At 67.0% G+C, this 20,997-nt stretch carries 17 protein-coding genes; 8 read left to right on the forward strand and 9 right to left on the reverse strand.

What is annotated here, in order from left to right:
* Nucleotide 1 precedes the first annotated feature (1 nt).
* On the reverse strand, nt 2-1,552 hold the full coding sequence (locus ACJ8AT_RS19335) for a hypothetical protein (protein ID WP_407739241.1): 1,551 nt from the start codon (nt 1,550-1,552) through the stop codon (nt 2-4).
* Between the two features lie 92 nt (nt 1,553-1,644).
* Here ACJ8AT_RS19335 and ACJ8AT_RS19340 point away from each other — a divergent pair, with 92 nt between their 5' ends.
* From ACJ8AT_RS19340 to ACJ8AT_RS19355, 4 genes are read left to right on the forward strand one after another with little or no spacing between them, the layout of a single operon-like run.
* Complete coding sequence (locus tag ACJ8AT_RS19340) at nt 1,645-2,853, forward strand: S8 family serine peptidase (RefSeq protein WP_407739242.1); 1,209 nt, start codon at nt 1,645-1,647, stop codon at nt 2,851-2,853.
* 60 nt (nt 2,854-2,913) lie between these two features.
* Complete coding sequence (locus ACJ8AT_RS19345) at nt 2,914-3,864, forward strand: hypothetical protein (RefSeq protein WP_407739243.1); 951 nt, start codon at nt 2,914-2,916, stop codon at nt 3,862-3,864.
* The gene (locus ACJ8AT_RS19350) at nt 3,861-4,868 is read left to right on the forward strand and encodes a RimK family alpha-L-glutamate ligase (protein WP_407739244.1); all 1,008 of its coding nucleotides are present in this window, start codon (nt 3,861-3,863) and stop codon (nt 4,866-4,868) included. The genes ACJ8AT_RS19345 and ACJ8AT_RS19350 overlap by 4 nt, the downstream gene beginning before the upstream one ends.
* A complete protein-coding gene (locus ACJ8AT_RS19355) occupies nt 4,865-6,019 on the forward strand; it encodes a carboxylate-amine ligase (protein ID WP_407739245.1) in 1,155 nt (384 codons plus the stop codon). Before ACJ8AT_RS19350 ends, ACJ8AT_RS19355 begins: the two co-directional genes overlap by 4 nt.
* Before the next feature lie 30 nt (nt 6,020-6,049).
* On the opposite strand, the gene ACJ8AT_RS19360 is transcribed toward ACJ8AT_RS19355, so the two are convergent.
* Nucleotides 6,050-7,264, reverse strand: coding sequence for a hypothetical protein (locus tag ACJ8AT_RS19360; RefSeq protein ID WP_407739246.1), 1,215 nt, complete (start codon nt 7,262-7,264; stop codon nt 6,050-6,052).
* Between the two features lie 246 nt (nt 7,265-7,510).
* On the opposite strand from ACJ8AT_RS19360, the gene ACJ8AT_RS19365 reads away from it, so the two are divergent.
* Together ACJ8AT_RS19365 and ACJ8AT_RS19370 are read left to right on the forward strand one after the other, a co-directional pair.
* Nucleotides 7,511-7,642, forward strand: a complete 132-nt coding sequence (locus tag ACJ8AT_RS19365) for a hypothetical protein (RefSeq protein ID WP_407739247.1) — start codon at nt 7,511-7,513, stop codon at nt 7,640-7,642.
* Between the two features lie 34 nt (nt 7,643-7,676).
* Complete coding sequence (locus tag ACJ8AT_RS19370; RefSeq protein ID WP_407739248.1) at nt 7,677-8,438, forward strand: SDR family oxidoreductase; 762 nt, start codon at nt 7,677-7,679, stop codon at nt 8,436-8,438.
* Between the two features lie 24 nt (nt 8,439-8,462).
* On the opposite strand, the gene ACJ8AT_RS19375 is transcribed toward ACJ8AT_RS19370, so the two are convergent.
* The 3 genes from ACJ8AT_RS19375 to ACJ8AT_RS19385 all read right to left on the reverse strand — a co-directional run bounded on the left by ACJ8AT_RS19375 (nt 8,463) and on the right by ACJ8AT_RS19385 (nt 12,263).
* Nucleotides 8,463-9,005 (reverse strand): hypothetical protein, encoded by a 543-nt coding sequence (locus ACJ8AT_RS19375; RefSeq protein ID WP_407739249.1) that lies wholly within the window; start codon nt 9,003-9,005, stop codon nt 8,463-8,465.
* A gap of 145 nt (nt 9,006-9,150) precedes the next feature.
* Complete coding sequence (gloA, locus tag ACJ8AT_RS19380) at nt 9,151-9,537, reverse strand: lactoylglutathione lyase (RefSeq protein WP_407739250.1); 387 nt, start codon at nt 9,535-9,537, stop codon at nt 9,151-9,153.
* A gap of 83 nt (nt 9,538-9,620) precedes the next feature.
* Nucleotides 9,621-12,263, reverse strand: coding sequence for a choice-of-anchor A family protein (locus tag ACJ8AT_RS19385; RefSeq protein ID WP_407739251.1), 2,643 nt, complete (start codon nt 12,261-12,263; stop codon nt 9,621-9,623).
* A 399-nt stretch (nt 12,264-12,662) separates the two neighbouring features.
* On the opposite strand from ACJ8AT_RS19385, the gene ACJ8AT_RS19390 reads away from it, so the two are divergent.
* Together ACJ8AT_RS19390 and ACJ8AT_RS19395 are read left to right on the forward strand one after the other, a co-directional pair.
* Nucleotides 12,663-12,929 (forward strand): hypothetical protein, encoded by a 267-nt coding sequence (locus ACJ8AT_RS19390; protein ID WP_407739252.1) that lies wholly within the window; start codon nt 12,663-12,665, stop codon nt 12,927-12,929.
* 111 nt (nt 12,930-13,040) lie between these two features.
* Entirely contained in the window at nt 13,041-14,720 is a 1,680-nt protein-coding gene (locus tag ACJ8AT_RS19395) for a metallophosphoesterase (RefSeq protein ID WP_407739433.1), read from the forward strand.
* Nucleotides 14,721-14,732: 12 nt separating this feature from the next.
* Here the strand turns inward: ACJ8AT_RS19395 and ACJ8AT_RS19400 are convergent, their stop codons facing one another.
* The 4 genes from ACJ8AT_RS19400 to ACJ8AT_RS19415 form a co-directional block, all read right to left on the reverse strand.
* Nucleotides 14,733-15,965 carry an acetyl-CoA carboxylase biotin carboxylase subunit family protein gene (locus ACJ8AT_RS19400; RefSeq protein WP_407739253.1) on the reverse strand — a complete coding sequence of 411 codons (1,233 nt, stop codon included), beginning with the start codon at nt 15,963-15,965 and terminating at the stop codon, nt 14,733-14,735.
* Between the two features lie 40 nt (nt 15,966-16,005).
* On the reverse strand, nt 16,006-18,237 hold the full coding sequence (locus ACJ8AT_RS19405) for a DUF5916 domain-containing protein (RefSeq protein WP_407739254.1): 2,232 nt from the start codon (nt 18,235-18,237) through the stop codon (nt 16,006-16,008).
* Nucleotides 18,238-18,299: 62 nt separating this feature from the next.
* Nucleotides 18,300-19,532 carry an MFS transporter gene (locus ACJ8AT_RS19410; protein WP_407739255.1) on the reverse strand — a complete coding sequence of 411 codons (1,233 nt, stop codon included), beginning with the start codon at nt 19,530-19,532 and terminating at the stop codon, nt 18,300-18,302.
* Nucleotides 19,533-19,550: 18 nt separating this feature from the next.
* Nucleotides 19,551-20,768, reverse strand: coding sequence for an acetyl-CoA carboxylase biotin carboxylase subunit family protein (locus tag ACJ8AT_RS19415; protein ID WP_407739256.1), 1,218 nt, complete (start codon nt 20,766-20,768; stop codon nt 19,551-19,553).
* Nucleotides 20,769-20,997 lie beyond the last annotated feature (229 nt).

The raw sequence follows: 20,997 nt of genomic DNA on the forward strand, positions 1-20,997 counted from the left end.
CTCAGCGGCGCTGCCCGGCCTCGAGCGCCTCCACCAGCGCCGCGATGGGCGAGCCGGTGGGCTTTCCCGCCTGCCAGTCCGGAGGCGTCACCACGACGCCCGAGATGTCCAGGTGGACGAACGGCAGCCGCGTGGCGCGCAGCCCGGACGCCACGTCGATGAAGGCGAAGGGGCCCTGGTGCCCTCGCGCCGTGTCGACGCTGGCCAGCCGGTTGCTCGACAAGACGTCCTCCGTGGGAGCCTTGGGCGCGACGAAGAGGTAGTCCTCGCGCCGGGGCCGCGTGAACTCGAGCGGCTCGCCCAGCAGCTCTCCCGCTTCTTCCAGCGTCCGGATGAAGCCCTGCGCTCGGGCTGGCTCGTTCTCGATGGCGCCCACGTAGGGCCCGAAGGCCCGGTAGACGTGGCCCGTCAACGTCGCCACCGACACCAGCACGGAGGACGCCGGGTCCGCGCCCTCCTTGAGCGCCGCGAGCAGATCCGCCAGCACCAGGCGGCCCTCCGCGTCCGTGTTGCCAATGCGCACACGCACGCCGGAGCGGGCGGTGATGATCTCATCCGAGACGAAGGCCTCCTCGCCGATGCTGTTGCGCACCATGCCCAGCAACGCGATGACTCGCAGTCCTGGAACCTTCCGCTCGGCCAGCGCCCGGACAAGTCCCGCCACCGTGGCGGCGCCGCCCTTGTCGCGCGACATGCCGGCCATGCCGCCGTTCGTCTTCAGGTCCGCGCCGCCCGTGTCGTAGGTGACGCCCTTGCCCGCGAAGAGCACGGTGCGCGTCACGGGGCCTTCAGGAACCAGCTCCAGGGAGACGACGCACGGCTTGTGGTGCTCCACCGCCATGGACGCCCGCGCCACGGCCGCGAGCAGCGGATAGCCGGACACGTCCCTCTGCACCGACACCTTCACTCCCGTCCCCGCGAAGGCCTCCTCGCAGTACGCGGCGAAGCGCAGCGGGGTGAGCCGCTCGGGGCCGCCCGTCACCAGATCCCGGCAGAGCGCTCGCCCCGTCTCCAGCGCGGAGGCCCAGGCCGCCGCCTGACTCGACAGGTTCAACACCGTGAGCTTGCGCAGCTGCGTGGGCGGCGCCCGGCGCGCAGGGGACTCCCGGGCCTCCAGCGGCTCCCACGCGGTGGCCGCCGCGGAGAGGGTGCTCACCTCCAGGGTGCGAGCAAAGCGCGCCTCCTTCGGCACGGCGATGGCCAGGAGGGGATGGGACGCACCGGCAAGCACTGCCCGTGAAATCGCGGTGGCGCTCGCCTCGGACAGCACACGGCAATCGTCCGTGTCGTGGGCAATGGAGGCGGTCGGCGCCACGACGATCCTTCCGCCCGGCGCGGAGGGTACGGCCACGACGGTGGGCGCGGGGCTTCCCTCGGCCAGCGCCCGGTCCGCGGCGAGTGCGCCTTCCACGGCGCGCTTCCACTCCTGCGGCAGCTCCAGCCCCTCCAGCGCGGCCCTCAAGGGAGCGGGCGCCACAATCACCAGCGCGTCCGTGTCCTTCGCCGCCGCGGAGACCTGCGCGGCGCCCTCGATGATGACTTTCGGATTCACGGGCCGGACCATCCCACAGCTCGTGGAGGGGTGGGACCTGGAAAACCGCTGAGCAGCCTTGGAAGACGATCGGTTATCTTCGGCGCCCCCACATGTCCGACACCCCCAAGAGCCCTGGTGACGTCGTCTACGGAGAGCGTCCTCTCCTCGAGCAGGAACCCCCCACCGTCTGGCCGCAGGGAGAGCCCGCGCTGGAGGAGATCCTCCCCATCGCCAGCCGGCTCGCGGTCAACCCGCACTACCAGGGCCGGGGCGTCACCGCGGCGTTCCTCGACTCGGGTTTCTTCGCTCACCCCGATCTCATGCAGCCGCGCTGCCGCATCCGCCGCTACTACGATCTGGTGAACGACAAGTATGGGCTGGAGTTCATCCTCAAGCCGGACAACTCCATGTGGCACGGGATGATGACGTCCACGGTGGCCGCCGGGAACGGGTTCCTCTCGAGCGGGAAGTACAAGTCCCTGGCGCCAGAGATGGACGTCGTGCTGGTGAAGGTAGGCCACCTGTCGCGCGTGAAGCACGATGACATCGCCCGAGGCATCCGCTGGGTGATTGAGCGCCGGGAGGAGCTGGGCATCCGCGTGCTCAACATCTCGGCCGGTGGCGACTACGAGGCCAGCTACCTGGTGGACCCCATCTGCCAGGCGGCGGAGGAGGCGGTCCGGGCCGGCATCACCGTCGTCTGCGCCGTGGGCAACGCCGCCCAGGGCAAGCACCGCGTCATCGCCCCGGCCAGCACCCCGGCGGTGATTACCGTGGGCGGGCTGGATGATCGCGGCGATCCCCGGCGCGGAAAGATGGGCACCTACTGGTCCTGCTTCGGCCCCACCATTGACGGGCTGCAGAAGCCCGAGGTGATGGCGCCGGCCATCTGGGTTGTCGCCCCCATCCTCCCGGACACCCCCACCGCGCAGGAGGCGGAGCTGCTCACGCTCCTGGACTCCACCCCGGACGCCGAGCTGGGCAAGGTGCTGGCCCAGCACAAGGGCGTCATCCAGGAGCTGGACTCAGTGAAGGATGACGAGCCGTACCTCATCCGACAGCTGATTGGCTCCAAGCTGAGAGATCAGAAAGTGGTTTCAGGGGCTTACAAGCACGTGGACGGCACCTCCTTCGCCGCCCCCATCGTCACCAGCATTGTCGGGCAGATGCTCGAGGCCAACCCCAAGCTGACTCCGTCTGAGGTCAAACGGATTCTGATTGCGACGGCGCGGCGGCTGCCCAGCGTGGCGGTAGAGCGGCAGGGGTGGGGAGTGGTGCAGCCGGCGGCGGCCATCACCGAGGCGGAGCGTCGTCGTTAAGGCTCTTCGGAGCATCCCCCCCTTTCCACCCCCAAGAGAAAACGGGTAGAGGGGGAGCACATGATTCCAGCAGGCCGTTCTCGAAACCTCCGCATTGGCCTGATCGACATGAACAACGGGGTGCCCAACCAGGCCATCCGTTCGTTCCGGTCGATCATCGCCACGTTCACCGAGCGCGTGCGGGCCCGTAACCCCGGGCTCACCGTCACCACCACGCACGTGCAACCTCGCAACCTGGGAGAGGTACCTCCTCCGGATTGCGATCTCTACCTGAGCACTGGCGGGCCGGACTCCCCGGTGGACGGCTTCAAGGAGCACTGGGCCACCCACCTCCGCACCTTCTTCGACAAGGTGGTGGACGGGCAGCTCCAGCACGGCACCACCGCCCCCTCGCTGTTCGCCGTCTGCTATTCGTTCGAGCTCGCCGTGCTGCACTTCGGGATCGCCCAGATGATCCCCCGCGAGCGCAAGTTCGGCATCATGCCCGTCTATCCCACGGACGAGGGCCTGGCCTCCCCCATGTTCGCCCCGTTCGGGGACCGGCTCTTCGTGTGGGAGCACCGCAGCTGGCAGGCGGTGGACCTGGATGAGAAGAAGCTGAGCGAGCTGGGCGGAATGCTCCTGGCCCGCGAGAGCCGGGACGGCATGAGCAAGGGCCGGGGGTTGATGGCCTTCCGCTTCACCCGTGGCGTGGACGGCACCATCTTCCACCCCGAGGCTGATCGCCCGGGCGTGCTCAACTGGCTGGACCGCCCCGAGCAGGCCAAGGCCGTCACCGACGCCTACGGCGAGCTCGTCTATCAGCGCATGCGCAAGACGGTGGATGACCCGACCCGGCTGGCGCTCACCTATGCGCTGCTGCTGCCCGGCTGGATGGCGCGCACCTTCAACACCCTGGCGCTGGATCGCGACTGGGCCCCGGTGGACCTGCCCACCTACGACGCGGCGCTGGGCCTGGATGCCTTCGGCCGTCCCATGGATGCACCGGTTTCGGTGGAGAGCCGCTCGTGAACAAGAGGATTGGAATTCTGGCGGGGATGGAGTGGGACCATTTCCCCATGGCGCTCATCGAGCGCATCAACAAAGTCCCGGGCTTCGAGGCGGAGCTGGCCAAGATCGACGCCACCCCCGAGGACTTCACCGCGAAGTATGACGTGCTCGTCGACCGCATCAGCCACGAGGTGCCGTTCTACCGGTTCCACCTCAAGGCGGCGATGCTGGCCGGCACCTACGTCATCAATGATCCGTTCTGGTTCTCGGCGGATGACAAGTTCTTCGGCTTCTCGCTGGCCCACCGCATCGGCGTCACCGTGCCGAGGACGATGATGCTCCCGCAGCGAGAGTACATGCCGTCCATCGACCTGAACCGCTCGCTCAACAACCTGGTCTACCCGCTGGACTGGGAGGCCATCGTCAGGCACGTGGGCTTCCCGGCCATCTGCAAGCCGGCGGACGGCGGCGGCTGGCGCAACGTGAACCGCGTGGACTCCATGGACGAGCTGATGCGCGTCTACAACGAGTCCGGACAGCTCGTGCTCACGCTGCAGCAGTTCATCGAGTTCGATGACTACGTGCGCTGCCTGTGCATTGGCCGCGAGCACGTGCGGATGATCCGCTACGACGTGAAGACGCGCAGCTACCTGCCGGACAAGAACTTCCTGCCCGCCGCGCTGGAGAAGCGCGTCCTGGACAGCGCACGCGAGCTCAACCGGGCGCTGGGCTACGACATGAACTCGGTGGAGTTCGCCATCAAGGATGGCGTGCCCTACGCGATCGACTTCACCAACCCGGCGCCGGACATGTATCCGCACCACATCCTCGCGGACAACTACGAGTGGTGCCTGGAGAAGATGTCGGAGCTGTGCATCAGCGCCGCGCGTGAGGGCCGCAAGAACGACGCCCATCACTCCTGGCAGCAGTACCTGGAGAAGAAGACGTCACGCCCGGCGGCCTCCCCCGCCGCGCCGCGTGCTGCCGCCATTTCCGCCGTCGCGAAGGCGAGGTCCTCACAATGAAGGCACCGACTCTGCTGGATGGTCAGTTCACGCTGGGCGTCGAGGAAGAGTTCCAGATCATCGACGGGCAGTCCCACGAGCTGCGCTCCTACATCTCCAAGATGTTGGATGATGGGAAGACGGTGCTCCGCGAGCGCGTCCGCGCGGAGCTCCATCAGTCCGTGGTCGAGGTCGGCACCGGCATCTGCAAGAACATTGGCGAGGTGCGCTCCGAGCTGACCGAGATGCGCATCGAGCTGGACCGGCTGGCGCGCAAGGGCGGCATGAACATCGTCGCCGCCGGGACGCACCCGTTCAGCGACTGGAAGAACCAGGAGATCACCCCCAACCCGCGCTACCACGTGATCGTGGAGGATCTGCAGGACATTGCCCGCGGCAACCTGATCTTCGGGCTCCATGTCCACGTGGGCATCAAGGACCGCGAGACGGCCATCGCCCTGGCGAACCAGATCCGCTACTTCCTGCCGCACCTGCTGGCGCTGTCCACCTCGTCGCCGTTCTGGCTGGGGCGCGCCACCGGCCAGCAGTCGCAGCGGACGCTGATCTTCAAGCGCTTCCCGCGCACCGGTATTCCGCCCACGTTCGAGAGCTACTCCCAGTTCCTGGAGTACGTGGATCTGCTCATCCGCACCAACTGCATCGACAACGGGAAGAAGATCTGGTGGGACGTGCGCGTCCACCACGTCTTCGACACGGTGGAGATCCGCATCTGCGACATGCCCACCAACCTGAATCAGGAGATCGCCATCGTCTCGCTGATCCAGGCGCTGGTGGCGCAGCTCTACCTGCTGCTGCGCCGCAACATGTCCTGGCGCCACTACATGTCGCCGCTCATCGAAGAGAACAAGTGGCGCGCCAGCCGCTACGGCATCCGCGGCAAGCTGATTGACTTCGGCCAGCAGAAGGAGCGGCCGTACGCCGAGCTGCTCGAGGAGATGATCGCCTTCGTCTCCGAGGCCTCGGACATGCTCGGCACCACGGAGGAGGTCGCCGCCGTCCGCCGGATCCTCCATGAGGGGACCTCCGCGGAGCGCCAGCTGGAGATCTACAAGAACAGCAACAACGACACGCACGCAGTCACGCGCTGGCTGGTGGAGGAGACGATGCGCGGGGTGGGAGCCCCGCCCGCGTCCGCCTCCCAGACCGGGTAGCTCCGGGCCGCGCTCTGCGGCCGAGGGCGGCTACTCCGCCTTCGGCCAGAGCGCCACGGAAGAGCCCACCCAGTCCATGCCCTTGTTGTAGTCGATCCCGAGCATCTTCCCTCGGGACAGCCGCACCAGGTTCATGAAGGGCTGGGGCAGGCCCTGGCCCTTGTCGCGCAGGCAGAGCACGCGGATCTCCGCGGCCACCCCCGCGCCCTCGGGCGTGAACAGCTCGCGCGCGTACTGAATCTTCCGCTGGAGGATCCACCCGTCCCGCTGATCCGCCGGAACCTGGGCCACGTCCGCGGGCGTCGGGTCCACCTTCACACCCGCTCCCGCGTACGAGAACAGCGGCTTGAGCACGTAGTTCTCGAGATCCGCCGGCACCTCCTGGAGCTTCGACAGGGGCGTGGCCTTGGGCACCGCCGGGTGATCGAGCAGGGGCAGCGAGAACTTCGACCACATCCAGTACCAGTTGGGGTGGGGGAACCAGCTCACGTCCAGATCGTCCGTGAACTTGAACACCATGGGTGGCTTCTTCTGCTGGAGCTCGTCGAAGACGACCCGGTTGTAGATGCGCCGGATGCGGATGCGCCGGCCGTCCTTCATGCGGAACAGCTGCCGGCCCTCGCGGAGGACCTCCGTCACGCAGACGGGATCAATCCCGGTGAGCATCTGGGTCGCCACGAAGTCCGGGAGCGTCTTCTGCTTCTGCGGTTCAATCTCCAGCAGGACCACCTCTTCCGGAGCGAAGCCGCCCAGCAGCGCGCACCGGAAGAGCGCGTGCGCGCTGTCGAAGTCATACCCGGGAGCGAAGCAGTGGAAGCCGTGGGAGGCCTCGGGCAGCTTCGCCTTCAGCATCTCGTTGAAGATCCGCGCCTGCACCATGGTGAAGGCGAACAGGGAAGGGAAGGCCTGCAGCTCGACCACCCGGCCGTCCAGCTCGCCGTCCTCGCCTCGCATGACGGCGAAGTCCACGGTCATCACATCCGGGGCATTGTCCTGGCCCGGAACGTCGTACTCGGCGGGGACGGCGGTGCGTGCCCGGGCGATGCGCTCCGGCTCGGCCAGCTGGGAGATGATCTCCTGCGTGTAGCGGAAGAGGCGATCTCGCGTGGCCGGCGGGATGAACAGCGGCGACTCGGCGAGGCGGTACGGAATCGGGCCGACCGCGGCCTGCAGCCGGTTGCGGTACTGCTCATAGAACTCGGGCGAGAAGCTCTGGTTGTAGACGCGTCGGAAGGCGGCGTGCATGCGGGGCCGGAAATTACCACGCGTCCGCAGCTCCCAAAGCAGGTCCGGCGGGGCAGGGGGTCCCTGTTCGCTTGCTTGCAGTCCCAACGGCCTGATTCGACTTCACCGGGGCTTTGGGCTACAGGCAGAAGCTTTCGGACCCACGATCCAAGGACGGCGCCCATTTCACCCAAAATCAGTCCGGACCTTCAGAAGCGCATCACGGAAGCCAAGGAGCTCATCTCCGTCGCGGAGCGGGAGTTGGAAGTGGCGCTCAGCGAACTCAGCACGGAGGAGCGCGCTGACAAGAGGATGATCAGCCAGCGGCTCGAGAGCGCCTTCGCAAAGCTCTCCGCGGGCCGGCGTAACCTGGAGGCCGTCCTGCAGGAGTCCGGCTGAGGTGGGCGCCGGGGCTTGTTAGAGTCCGCGCCCCATGGAACCTCTCAACGGAAGGACGGCGCTTGTCACCGGCGCCAGCGCGGGCATCGGCGAGGCTTGCGCCCTCATGCTCTCCCAGGCGGGGGCTCGCGTCGTGCTGACGGGCCGCCGGAGGGATCGGCTCGAAGCCGTGGCGGCGAAGCTCCGCACCCCCTCGCATGTCGTCGAGCTGGATGTGCGCTCACGCAGTGAAGTCGAAGCCGCGCTCTCGGCGCTGCCCGCCCCGTTCTCCGAGGTGGACATCCTGGTCAACAACGCCGGGTTGGGCCTGGGGCTCGAGCCCGCCCACACCGCGTCGCTGGATGACTGGGACACGATGATCGACACCAACTGCAAGGGCCTGGTGTACGTGACGCGGACGCTGCTGCCCGGCATGGTGCAGCGCAACCGGGGGCACGTGGTGAACCTGGGCTCGGTGGCGGCCATCTACCCGTACCCGGGCGGCAACGTGTACGGCGCCACCAAGGCCTTCGTGCGCCAGTTCTCGCAGAACCTGAAGGCGGACCTGGTGGGCACGCGCGTGCGGGTGACGGATGTGGAGCCCGGCATGGTGCAGACGGACTTCTCGCTCGTGCGCTTCCGAGGCGACGCCGCGCGAGCCAACAAGGTGTACGAGGGCATGGAGCCCCTGACCGCCACGGACATCGCGGACATTGTCCTGTTCTGCGTGACGCGGCCGGCCCACGTGAACCTCAACGTGGTGGAGGTCATGCCGGCGGACCAGGGCTTCGGGCCCTTCAACGTCAAGCGCCGATAGCCCTGGCCGGCGAGCGGCGCGGCTTCAGGCGTCCGGGTTGGGCAGGCCAAGCTGACGCTCGGCCTCGCGCATCCGCTGCTCTCGCACCGCGGGATTCTCCTCCGATTCCTGCCCGCGCTGCTGCTCGCCCACGTCCTCCGCGAGCCCGCTGCCACGCCAGCTCTCTCCGGGAATGCCGAAGGTGGTGCCGATGGGCCCGAGAGGCGCGGCGCGCCTGGCGCGGAGGCGGGCGCCACTGGCCGCGAAGACATCCACCAGGGTGACTCCCAGGACGGCGACGGTGGAGGCGATCCGCCACGAGGTGACTCTGGACCTGTCATGCAGGGCTCCCAGCAGCGCGAGATCGATGGCGTCACCGGCCACACGTCCCCAGAGCCAGGGGCGGTGCTTGGGTTGGGAGAGGAGGCCCATGCCCGTGACGAGCTCGCGGGCTCCGAGCACGCGCACCAGCCCGGCGCGTCCGCGCACCCCGAGGAGCCTGCAGAGGCCCTCCGCGAAGGCGAACTCGGTCAGTCCCAGCCCGATGCTCAACCAGCCCAGTCCTCGCGCCAGCCGCTGCTCTCCCATGAAGTGCTCCTCCTGGCTGGAGGGTGGGAGTGACCGCAAGGAACGCCAACCCGGGCGGCCAAGGGGGCTTGGCGCTCTGCTGCCCGGCAGCCAGTGAGCTGGGCAGAGGCCTGGCCGCGCGTCCGTTCATGCCCGAGCGAGCGGCTCAGGCCTTCTGTTCGATGAGCTCCACCCGGTAGCCATCCGGGTCCTCGACGAAGGCGATGACCGTGGTGCCATGCTTCATCGGGCCCGGCTCGCGGACGATCTTTCCTCCAGCCTGGCGGATGGACTCGCAAGTGGCGCGGATGTCCGGAACGCCCAGGGCGATATGGCCGTAGGCATTGCCGAGCTCGTACTTGGAGGTGTCCCAGTTGTGGGTGAGCTCCAAGGCGGGGTGTGTCTCCTCGGGGCCGTAGCCGACGAAGGCCAGGGTGAACTTGCCGTCCGGGTAGTCCTTGCGCCGCAGCAGCTTCATTCCGAGCACCCGGGTGTAGAAGTCGAGGGAGCGCTCGAGGTCTCCCACGCGCAGCATGGTGTGGAGGATTCGCATGCCGCCTGCTTAGGCGGCGGGAGGGCGGGAAGGAAGCCCCTACGGCGCTTCCCGTCCTTCCGTCACCAGTTGCTCCCGCGCCCTCACGGCATGGGGGCCGGGGGAGGGCACACGCTGTGCTCGTACAGCCCGTTGAGGTGGCCCTCGGCGTTGCCCGAGAGCGACTTCGCGTAGAGGCCACCGTCCCAGCTGCCATTGCTGAAGCTGACATCCGCCAGGGGCGCCAGCACCGTGCCCCAGAAGCCGAAGCCGTTGGCGGTGATGTGGGTGGTGTCCACGAAGTTGTAGACCACGCCGTGCTGGTTGATGCCGCCGCTGAACTGGATGCCGAAGCCGGTGAAGGTGGCCGAGGCGCCGCGGATGTTGACCACCACCAGCGAGCCCGCCGGGGCGTCGATGGACAGCAGCTTGGCACCGGTGAAGGCGCTGGCGTCCACGTTGAAGACGTTCACGTTCGCGTCCGTGCCGTGCAGCAGAATGCCACCCCAGCCCGTGCGGACCGTGCTGCCGTTGGCGGCGCGGCTGGCGAGCTGCGAGGACACGCCGTGAAGCTCGGCGAACCGGGCGGCGAAGTCGATGGGCGTGCCCTGGGCGGCGGCGCCTCGCGGGAAGACCACGCTCTTGTCGGACTGGAGCTGGTCCCCGTACCGCGCGTCACCCCAGATCCCGCCGCGCGAGAGCTTCAGCTTGCCGCCCGCCACCAGCGTGTTGGCGGTGTCGGCGCTGGGCAGCGCCCAGCCCACCGAGAAGTCGGTCATGGTGATGTCGCCGCCGGCGGCCACCTTGCCCTCCACGTCATGGCCCCCGGTGTAGCTCTCCAGCAGGAACAGGTTGTAGTCGCTCAAGTGGAGCTCCAGGCAGTTGCCGCTGCCGCAGGGGCCCACGGTGAGCTGACGCGACGCGGTGCTCTGGTGGCCCACGCCGTCCGTCACGCGGTAGGTGACGGTGTACTGGCCGGACTGGGTGGTGTCGACGTTGCTGGTGGTGACGATCTTCGAGGTGAGATCCCCGGCGCAGGCATCCGAGGCGGTGGCCCCCGGGTCCACGTACGTCGAGTTGCACGAGATGTCGGACGGCCCGGGGCGCACCTGGAGCTGGGGGGGCTGGGTGTCCTCCACCATCACCGTGTGCGACAGGGGCGCGGCCTGGTTGCCGGACGAGTCCGTCGCGCCATAGGTCAGCGTGTAGCTGCCCGGCATGCCCAGGTTCACCGAGCCCGTCGTCTTGACGGGCAGCGAGCCCTCGCACAGGTCGGTCGCGGTGGCGCCCGGATCGTGGTACGTGCCGCCCGCCGCGCACTCCACCTGCTCGGCGTCCGGGCCGTTGAGGCTCAGCGTGGGCGGCAGCGTGTCCAGCACCGTCACCTCGCCCGTGCACGTCGAGGAGTTGTTCGCCCGGTCCGTGCACGTCAGGGTCACCGCCGTCTTGCCCACGCCATACGGGCCGGCGGGGCTCTGCGTGCAGCCCACCAGATCGTTGTCCTGATCATACGAGCCGTTGTCGATGTTGGCGCTCTCGCTGCAGGAGTACTGCGCCACGGCCGTCACGTTGTGGCAGAGCGCGACAGGCGCATGGCTGGCGGGCGGCGGCGGCGGCGGCGGCGCGGCGTGCGGGAGCTTGCAGGACGCGGTGCAGGTGCCGGGGTTGCCGGAGGCATCCATGCTGCGGCCGTTGTTGAGCCCCTGGTCGCACTCCTCGCCCAGGCTGGCATCCACGATGCCGTCGCCGCACCAGTGGCGGTGGCACGAATACGAGCACGTCTCCGTGAGCGGCTGGGCCGGATCCTGGGGCTGGCCATTGAGATCATCCCCCAGATCGCACTCCTCCGTGGCCGGCTGGTCCGGGGTGCCGCAGCCCGAGGCCTGGGGCATGGCGCCGCGCACCAGGACGTAGGGCGTGCTCACGAAGTGCGTCTCCTGGCCCGGATCCACGACGAAGTCCGGGTAGGGGCGCGCGCCGGGCACCTTCTTCCCGGAGGCGCTCATCGCCAGCCCCGCGAACGAGAAGTTGTGATCCGGGTACTGGGTGAACACCGAGCGCGCCGCGCACCCGTTGGCCGCGAGCGCCGGATCGGAGATGGAGTTCGAGACGTCATTGCTGTGCATCTCGATCATGTGCGCGCTGTCGGCGCAGCCCGGCACGCCCTGCACCATGAAGCTGCCGAACGGCTCCAGCAGCGCCACGGGCATGGCCGTGGTGGCGTTCTGGTAGGCGCACCCCAGCGAGATGTACATGCCGGTGCGCTTCTGCTGGGAGTTGAGCACGAACTTGATCGCGTTCTCCACGAGCTGGGGCGTGTTGTTGCTGGTGGGGTTGGTGCTGAGGATGGCGATGTCGCCGTCGACGACGTCGCCCCAGACGAAGCGGTTCTCCACCGCCGCCTGGAACGCGGAGTCATTGGCCTTGCACCCGTCGTCGCCGATGATCAGCGCCTTGTAGGCCATGAACTGCTGAGCGGTGAGGTTCTTCCACTGGCCCGGGCTCACCACGTCGATCTGCGTCGTGGGATCGATCGCCGCCACCGCCTGGGCCTCGCGGCTGGACAGCCCGCCGTTCACGCTGCTGCCCAGGATCAGCACCTTGTTGGTGCTGTTGATCTGCTGGTGAACCGTCTGCACGGTCTCCTGGGCAGGCGCGTTCAAGTTCTCGTCGGGAGCCTTGCCACAAGCGCTCGCCGCCAGAGCGGCGGCCCACAGGAAGGCTTTCCATTCGGTCTTCTTCATCATCTGGCATCCCCCACGATGCGCTGGACCACGGCAGGTCCGGTTGAAGCCACCCCGCACTGGTGAACAGCGCGGTTTCTCCAACAGCCAGGAATCCGCTTTCAGTTGGAGCTTGTGGAAGAAGTGGGTTCACCAGGGAAGAACGGCAACCTCCGGCGGTAGATGTGTGTTCAGAGGTAGAATGCTTTTCTGCTTTTGCCTGTTTCTCTGTCTGGACGCGATCACTCCCCCTGGTCTGGAGAGCGGGCTCCACGCCGGGCGCTGATCAGCCACCAACATCCTCGGCAGGAGAGCAAGGGAGCAGGCTCACGCGTTCTGTCCTGGCTTGGTATCGGGCCCGCGCTCTGCCCATCTCTATGTCTACCGGCAGGGGAACACCCCCAAGCAGCCAAGGGAGCGAGCATGGAGCTCATCGCGTACCTTCTTATTGGAGCAGCCACCGGGCTGCTCTGTCGCGTCATCCTTCCGCAGGACGTGCGGATGGGGCTGGTCCGCTTTCTGATCGTGGGCGCGGTAGGAGGCGGCGCCGGTGGGATGTTCACCGGAACCTTCTATGCCCACCAGGAGGCCTTCCGGGTGGATGTGCCCACGCTCATCGGCGCGTTCGTGGGAGCGGCCATCGCGGTCTTCGTGGTGGCCAGCCTCAGTAGGAGGAGCGCCCACGTCTAGCGGAGCGCGCCCTGCCAGGGAATTGACCTGTGGGCGGTGCTGGGTGACGGTGAAGCTCTTGTGACGACTCCGGAGAGCGGTACCGCGACGAACCCGCAGCGCCACGCGGGCATGGTGCGTTGGCTGCACCCCGCGCAGTTCATCCGCACGAGCATGGACGCGATCGTCTCGGCGGTGTTCGGCATCCGCGCCGACCAGCGGCTGATCGAGTCGGTGGTGCGTCCCCAGGAGCCTTACTTCGACTACTCGCAGCTCGAAGACGAGGAGGGCAGCTTCTGGCTCGACTACGTGGCGGACACGGGGGACGGCTGGGACTCCACGTACTGCATCGCCCGGTTGTTGGCGCTGCCGGAGATGAAGCTCGCGACGAAGGGCGGCGCTCCGCATGAGACGCAGCGGGGCCGGGTGCTCATCTTCGGTGGGGACGAGGTGTACCCGGGCGCCAGCCGCGAGGTGTACGAGGAGCGGCTGATCCAGCCCTACGAGGCGGCCATGCGGCGCTCGCACCCGCCGAGCCCGGACCTGTTCGTCATCCCGGGCAACCATGACTGGTACGACGGGCTGGCGGCCTTCATGCGGCTGTTCTGCGCGCGCCGGTGGGTGGCGGGCCGGCGCACGCGGCAGGGCCGGAGCTACTTCGCGCTGAAGCTGCCGCAGAACTGGTGGCTGCTGGGCACGGACGTGCAGCTCGACAGCGACATCGACGTGCCGCAGGTGGAGTACTTCCGCTCGGTGGCGGCGCTGATGGGGCCGAACGATCGCGTGATTCTGTGCAACGCGGAGCCGGCGTGGATCCGTGCCACCGCGACGAAGCGCCGCCGCGGCTACCTGGAGAGCAACCTCGAGTACCTTCAGGAGAAGGTGCTGGGCAAGCGCATCAGCGTCTTCATCGCGGGAGATCTCCACCACTACCGGCGGCACGAGGATCCCGAGGGCCGGCAGAAGATCACCGCGGGAGGAGGCGGCGCCTTCCTGCACCCCACGCACGCCCCCGAGGCGAAGGTGCTGCTGGACGACTACGTGGAGAAGAAGAGCTTCCCGGACGAGAAGACCTCGCGGGCGCTGGCGCGGAGGAACCTGATGCTCCTGCGCCACAGCCCGGGGTTCGGGTGGATCACCGGCACGCTGTACCTGCTGCTGGCGCTGGCGGCCTACGCGGAGGTGGGCTCGCTGGGAGTGTCCCACCTCCGGGAGGTGCTAGCCGCGGTGGCGCACAACATGGTGCTCCGGCCGCTGACGATGGTATTGGGCGTGGCGCTCATCGGGAGCATGGTCGCCTTCGCGGACGTGGCGTTCGGCCGGTGGCGGACGCTGGCGGGCACGCTGCACGGGCTGGGCCACATCCTGGGAGCGTTCCTCTGTGCCTGGGGTTCAACGTACTTCGTCGTGAGCGTGCTGGGCCTCTGTCCCCGGCTCGCGGCGGATGGCATGACGTGCACGGATGGCTGGTGGCACCTGGCGGGGAGGTTCATGTTGAGCTCGCTGCTGACCTTCCTGGCGGGCTTCTTCGTAGGGCCCTTCGTGACGGGCTTCTATCTGTGGATCAGCGTCAACGTCTTCCTCGCGCACTCGAACGAGGCGTTCGGTGCGCTGGCGATAGCGGACTGGAAGAACTTCCTGCGGCTGCGCATCGATCCGGATGGCAGCCTGATCATCTTCCCGGTGGGCGTCGCCCGCGTGCCTCGCCGGTGGAAGGAGACGCATGCCGGGCCCTATGCGCCCGCGTTCGATCCGGACGATCCGAAGGCCACCGAGCCCGAGCTCATCGAAGAGCCCGTGCGGATCTCCTGAGTCCGACGGACATCAGAAGGTGGCGGAGAATCGGCCCTTGTCCGTTTGGATCTCGATCTTCGAGGTCTCCGACTCGACCTTCCCGCGCAGGCCGCTGGTAATGCCTATCCAGGCGTAGTTGTCCTGCCCCATGGGGGGAACGACCTGGTGATGGTCGAGGATCCGCGTGTGGAAGCTCTCGAACGTCTCCGGGAGCTTCACGTCCTGGATCGTCGCCTGGACTGGCACTCCATACATGACCGAGCTGGTGGGCCGGGGAGCACCTTTATAAGGGGACTTCGTGCTCAGGGGCTTGCCGGTGAGCTCCAACTCCAGCGCGTGGCGGTGGACCGCTTCAGGCGTCGTCCCAAACGCGAGCGCGAACTGCTGGCCAAGCCCGCCACCGCCGATGCGGCCCATGTTCGCGTCAATGATGTAGGCCTTGTCATCCTTGCACATGAACTCGACATGGAAGTACCCGTTGTCGAAGCCGGAGCGTTTCACCAGGGTGGTGATGGCCTCTTTCGCGCGGTCCATCGCCGCCTGGGTGAGCCCCTCTTCCCAGGGGAACATGATGATGGACTCGGACATCCCCACCTTCTTGCGGCCGGAGAACCCCAGGAACTCCGGGCGCCCGCCGGAGACATAGCCCTCGAGGCTCACGAGCTTGCCATCCACGAAGGCTTGAGCAATCCAGAGGTCGGGCGCCAGGTGGCCGGGGATCGTCGATGAGGCCATGAGCTGCCCCAGCTTTCCGACCTCATCGGGGGAGCGCAGAACGAACGCCCCCAGCCCTCCGGAGGACCTCCGCCCCTTGACCATGATGGGGCCATGGGCGAGCAGCTCCCGGATCGCCCCCTCGGGGATGTCCCGAGCGGAGAAGACCACGGACGGGGGGCTGTACTCCGGCACCCAGTTATAGACGGCCCCCTTGTCCTTGAGCGCATCCACCACCTCGCCGAGCCCGCGAACGGACAGCCGCCGTGCGAGGTTCGAGGCCAGCCCCAGGCACGTGTCCGCGAACGAGGTGACGAACTCCACCTCCCGGAGATCGATCTCGCGCGTCAGCGCCGCCTGCATGGCCTCGACGCTGCTCGTGTCGCACTCGATGAACCGGTGCTTGACGATGTTGGCCCGCGTGTCTCCCTGGCTGAACGAGGGGCTCGTCAGGAACAGCGGGGAATAGCCAAGCTCGATGGCTGCGGCGGCGAGGTAGCCGGCTCCAACGCAAGAACTCTCGACGAAAACAACTGTCTTTTGGCTCATGAGACGGCTCCTTCTCCTTGCAACAGATGCCAGAAAATACTCACAACTGCCAGAGATACGAAAACTTCATGAAGACGCCTCGCTGGGTCTTCTCTTCGGAAGCCGCCTTCAGCGGCTCGAAGTCCTGCAGCCCCAGGTAGACCGCTGTGCCCAGGCGGTAGACATACGCGAGCAGGAGGTTGCTCTGGATGGAGCTGTAATACGTATTGACTTGCACGATTGTCCGCACCGACCACTTCGCACTGAAGTTGTACGTGACCTTAGCACGCATCAGGTTCACGTTCGCAAGCGGCGCCTCCTCTGCCCGGCGCCAGAACAGGCTCTTGATGTAGCTCAGCTCCACCTGCGCGGCGGTGGAGGGGCGGAGCGTTAACGCCAAGCCCGTATCGAGCGCCCGGCCCAGGAACGGATCCTCCACCTTGTAGTTGATGCGACGTCCCCCCTCGACATCGACGGACGCCGCCAGCCAGGGGAGAGGCGAGGTCTCCAGGTTCACGTAAGCCGATCTCACGGGGAAGTGCTGACCGGCGAAGGCCTCCTCACCGAGGTTGTACCCTCCCTTGACGGACGTGTTGCCTGCCAGCAGCAAGCTCACGGCGGGTTTGGCGAACCAGTCCAGCCGCTCGCGCGTGGTGGCGTCGTGGGTGATGAGGCCCAGCACCTCGGGTTTGACATACATCAGCCAGTTGCTATTGATTTCGAACTTGTAGGCAGCCAGCGCCTGGGTGGGAATGTAATTGACGCGGGTGAGCGCGCTCGCCTCCGCCCGGAAGCCCGCCGCATAGTACGCCGCCTCGGCCTCCAGGAGCAGGCGGCGGTCCTCCCTCCGGGCCTTGAGGTAGTAGAGCCCTCCGAGCAGCCCTCGCCGCCCCACCTCCCCGGTGCGCGAGAAGGAGGCCTGGGCGGTGACCGAGTAGAGGTCCGCGAGCTGCAGCTTCCCATCCAGCGACACGAGATCATGTTGAGCCGCCCTGCGCTCGAACGATGGCTCGAGGATCTGCTTGTCCGCTACGAAGAGACCGACCCGGGAGCCCGGCAGGAGATCCATGCTGAACCGGCCGACAGTCGTCAGCGCCTCCTTCCCGCTCGAGTCCTCGAAGCCGGAGGCACGCCCTGTCCCGCCGGGGAGCGTGGGATCTTCCTGAATCCGCGAGGGCGGAGGGGTGACGTCCCAGGCGCTGAGGACTCCCATCACGTACCGCCCCTCCTTGCCGGTGAGCTTCAGCCCGGCCTCGGCGTCGTTGATGGAGCGCGTGTAGAGCAGGGGAATGGGCGTCTCGAAGATATCCAATCCCTCCAGGAAGAAGGGGCGCTTCTCCTCGAGGTAGAGGGGGTAGCGAAGGTTGTAGTCGAGCTGGTCGCTGTCCGCCTCCACCTGGCTGAAGTCCGGGTTGAGGGCCAGGTTGAGGACAGTCCCCCCGCTGATGCCGTAGCGGACGTCCAACCCCGGGTCGATGACGCCCGGTTGCTTCCCACCGAGCAGCCGCCCCTGGTCCCAGGTGAACGGCTCGTGGGCGCTGCCTTCTCCCGAGTAGCGCATGCGCACGCTGGGGAGCAGGTCGAGATCATACCCCCTCTGGAGGCCGTACATCCCTTGCAGCGTACCCACCTGGGCCAGCGGGGGACCGCGATCCGCGCTGCTGGCGGGCCAGATGTCGAACTGAGCCCTGGAGCCTGTCTCCACCGCCAGGATGACCCCCCAATCCTGTCGTTCCGTCATGGGAAAGCGCACCGTTCGGAAAGGGATGCGCAGCTCCACGGAGTACCCATCCGCGAGCACCTGGCCCTCGGAGTCCCAGACTCCATCCCAGGGAATGGCGACATTGCCATCCTGGACGACAAAGGAGTCCCGCTGGATGCCCAAGGGGTTGACCTTGAAGACATATGCGTTGTCGCTGCTGGAGAAGGGCTTCAGGTAGACGAGGATGGCGTCATCATTCCCGAGCTGGTCTCGCTGGAAGATGTGCGCATGCGTGATGCCAGGAGGCTGGGTGATCCGCGCCCCGACGTACAGGGCCTGCTCGTCATAGAAGATGCGGAACTCCGCATCGCCAAACCCAGGACCGCCTTCGACAGGCTCGAGGCGCGTCAGGCCTCGGACGACCGAGGCCTGCGCCCAGAGCCCCTCCTTCAAGAGTCCATCGAGGGAGATCGCCCGCCCATCGAGCCGTGCGATGGCGACCTCCGAGGGGGTGATGAACTGAGCGCTTGCGCTCGGTGGGGCCAGCGCGGGCTCCCCGGCGAGCGCTCCTCCCGCGATGAGGCATGTCAAGAAGATCGCCTTCAACATGTTCTCGACGCCATCACGCCTGGAAGGGCGGGAGACCTCCTGTATCAGACGACCCCGCTCGCATCCGCCGTGGCCGCCACCTTGCGCTGGGCCAGGGCGATGAGGCCCGCCGGCACGAACAGAAAGCCCGCGAGCAGGAAGTATGCGCCTGAGAGGCTGCGCTCCCCCACAAAGCCAACCAGGAGGGACACTCCAATGGAGATGATCAGGCTGGCCATCGAGATGGTCGTCATGGCCCGGCCCACGAAGGCCGCTTCGACGTGACGGTAGACGATGGACTTCGACAACACCTTGAACATTCCCGCGAATGTCCCCACGGCGGTGTAGGTGACGATCGCCAGGGGCACGGACCGGGAAGACACGAACAGGACCAGCGAACCCGCCAGGAGCGCGAGGGCGATCATCGTCACGCCGCCCAGCTGCCGCCGTTGTGCCAGTCCGACACAGATCATGGCGGACAGGATTCCTCCCGTACTGACCGCCGCGTCGATGAACCCGAGCGTCATGGGAGTGCCGTGGAGCAGATCCTCGTTGAACGGCGCGATGAGGATGTTGAGCGCCTGCATGAGCGGTAGGGAGAGGCTCGCCGCCAGGCTGGCGTAGAAGAGCGGACCGCGGCCCTGCACGTAGCGCCACCCCTGTTGGATGTCGCGAAGCCAGCCCGCCTCGGCGGCTGCCACGGGCTCGCGCGCCTGCGGGCGGCTGCTGAGGCGCAGGCGCCAGAGGATGAGCGCGGCCAGTGCGTAGGCCACCGCCGCGCAGAGCATCGTCTGCGCCGTCCCCAGGTAGGTCATGAGCGCGCCGGCGGCGAGCGACGAGAACATCAGGCCGACCTGCCAGGCCCCCTGCATGAAGGACTCACCGCGCACATACTCATCCTCACCGAGCAGCTCGCGGGTGATCGAGTCTGTCGTTGGAGACAGAAAGTAATAGAACGTGTCGTTGAGGATGATCGCCGCATAGACGAAGACCAACGAGGCATGGTCCGTCAGGAGCAGGCCCGCCGTTGTCGCGATCAACGCCGCTCGGGCCACCAGAGACGCGAGCGCCAGGGTCCTCTTCTCCAGCCGGTCGATCACGGCACCCGCGAACGGAGCCAGCACGATCGATGGCACCATCGTCAGGATGAACATCCAGCTCAGCGCCGTGACGTTGTTGGAGATCTTCTTGACGATCAGGATCGAGGAGAGGATGAACAGCCCATCCCCAAACAACGTAGCCAATGAGGACAAAAACAGGAGGCGAAAGCCCGGGTGAGCGGGGAGCAGTCTCTTCATCTCGTCACCTGCTCGAGCTCATGGCTGGGCCTGGATGCGCACGGTCCGGAACAGCTCGGTCAGGAACGCCTCCACGTCCGCGGTGTCTCTCCCCTGAATGATGCCGGAGATGGGTGAGTCCTCGGGCGCATAGGTGATGTGGTCCGGCGAGGGGTGGCCGTCGGGCAGCTGGACCCAACGCACGACATGCGGATCACGCGCGAACCGTTCCGCTCCCACGATCTTCATCCCACCGCGCCCAACGTTGTGTCCGGGAAAGACAAACCAGCCATAGGCCGGCGCAGTGCGCTGGTGGCGCGCCGCCGCCGTCAAGTCGACCCGCCCGAAGACCTCGACCGACAGCATGACCCGGTAGAGGTGCGCGCCGCGCCCAAGCTCCACCACGTCAACGATCGAGCAGGCTCCGGCGCGGGCTCCCATCTCGATGAACACCGGCCCCTCGCCCGAAAGGATCCCCTCCAGGTGGAACACGCCGTTGTGGTGCCCCAGCGCGCGGGAGCAGGCCTCGGCAAAGCGCTCCAGGTCCGGACGCGGGCCGAGCTCCACCGAGCCCAGCGGCAGCCCCCGAGCGTACTCGAGCGGAGTGTTGAGGTTGCGGCTGGCCATCGCCACCTGCAGCCGGCCATCCACGATGGCGGCGTCGACATGGAACACTGGCCCCTCGACGAACTCCTCGAGCTCGAACTGCTCGATCCGGAAGGACCGAATCCCCGTCGTCCCCGCGCCAACCGCCGCCACTGCATCGGCCGCCGTGGGAAACGTGAGGGTGTCCCGGCTGCACGCTCCGTCACGCGGCTTGAGAACGGTCTTCCCTGTCCACGGAGGCGTCCCCGCGCTTCCGGAGACGAGCGCTTCGCACGAGATAAAACGTGGCGCGCGCAGCCCAGCCGCATGGATCGCGCCCTTCATCTTCACCTTGTCGCGAACGGTCAGGATCTCCTCGGGACGCTTGCCGGGGATGTTGAGCCGCTCGCGCACGCGGGCGGCGTCGAGGAGCTCGAACTCGGACAGTGAGACCACTCGCTCCGGGGTGGGTTTGCCGACCAGGACGGCGAGCACCTCTTCCCAGGTGGCGGCAATCCCCGGCCGCTCCAGCTTCTGGCAACGGAGTCCACTCGGGATGTCCGCCAAGGCTGCCTTCGGACCGATGTAGAGCACCTCGTGTACATCGTGATCGATGACCTTGTCGTAGCCGACCTCGGCAAACGGGACACGGTGCAAGACGCAGATTCTCATGTCATCTCCACAGGAAGCACGAGGGGCGGAACATACCATAGGGACTGGGAAAGAAAAAGGCCAAAGCCCTTCTGGCGCGGTGCCAATCCGCGGCCGCGAGATGAATCGCCAATTGCTATGTGCATTTACGAGGACGAGGGATCTTGAAGCCTACTCAGACAGTTGAGCGTGTCAGCAATACCTCATGAGTTGCTTGAAATGTGGGTCTTGCGTGATTTGCACAAGTGGC

It is taken from the genome of Hyalangium sp. (assembly GCF_045802625.1).
Taxonomy (GTDB): domain Bacteria; phylum Myxococcota; class Myxococcia; order Myxococcales; family Myxococcaceae; genus Hyalangium.

Coding starts and splice junctions, on each gene's coding strand:
- ACJ8AT_RS19340 (WP_407739242.1), top strand. CDS start 1,645: ATGTCCGACACCCCCAAGAGCCCTGGTGACGTCGTCTACGGAGAGCGT.
- ACJ8AT_RS19345 (WP_407739243.1), top strand. CDS start 2,914: ATGATTCCAGCAGGCCGTTCTCGAAACCTCCGCATTGGCCTGATCGAC.
- ACJ8AT_RS19355 (WP_407739245.1), top strand. CDS start 4,865: ATGAAGGCACCGACTCTGCTGGATGGTCAGTTCACGCTGGGCGTCGAG.
- ACJ8AT_RS19360 (WP_407739246.1), bottom strand. CDS start 7,264: ATGCACGCCGCCTTCCGACGCGTCTACAACCAGAGCTTCTCGCCCGAG.
- ACJ8AT_RS19370 (WP_407739248.1), top strand. CDS start 7,677: ATGGAACCTCTCAACGGAAGGACGGCGCTTGTCACCGGCGCCAGCGCG.
- ACJ8AT_RS19375 (WP_407739249.1), bottom strand. CDS start 9,005: ATGGGAGAGCAGCGGCTGGCGCGAGGACTGGGCTGGTTGAGCATCGGG.
- gloA (WP_407739250.1), bottom strand. CDS start 9,537: ATGCGAATCCTCCACACCATGCTGCGCGTGGGAGACCTCGAGCGCTCC.
- ACJ8AT_RS19385 (WP_407739251.1), bottom strand. CDS start 12,263: ATGATGAAGAAGACCGAATGGAAAGCCTTCCTGTGGGCCGCCGCTCTG.
- ACJ8AT_RS19390 (WP_407739252.1), top strand. CDS start 12,663: ATGGAGCTCATCGCGTACCTTCTTATTGGAGCAGCCACCGGGCTGCTC.
- ACJ8AT_RS19395 (WP_407739433.1), top strand. CDS start 13,041: ATGGTGCGTTGGCTGCACCCCGCGCAGTTCATCCGCACGAGCATGGAC.
- ACJ8AT_RS19400 (WP_407739253.1), bottom strand. CDS start 15,965: ATGAGCCAAAAGACAGTTGTTTTCGTCGAGAGTTCTTGCGTTGGAGCC.
- ACJ8AT_RS19410 (WP_407739255.1), bottom strand. CDS start 19,532: ATGAAGAGACTGCTCCCCGCTCACCCGGGCTTTCGCCTCCTGTTTTTG.
- ACJ8AT_RS19415 (WP_407739256.1), bottom strand. CDS start 20,768: ATGAGAATCTGCGTCTTGCACCGTGTCCCGTTTGCCGAGGTCGGCTAC.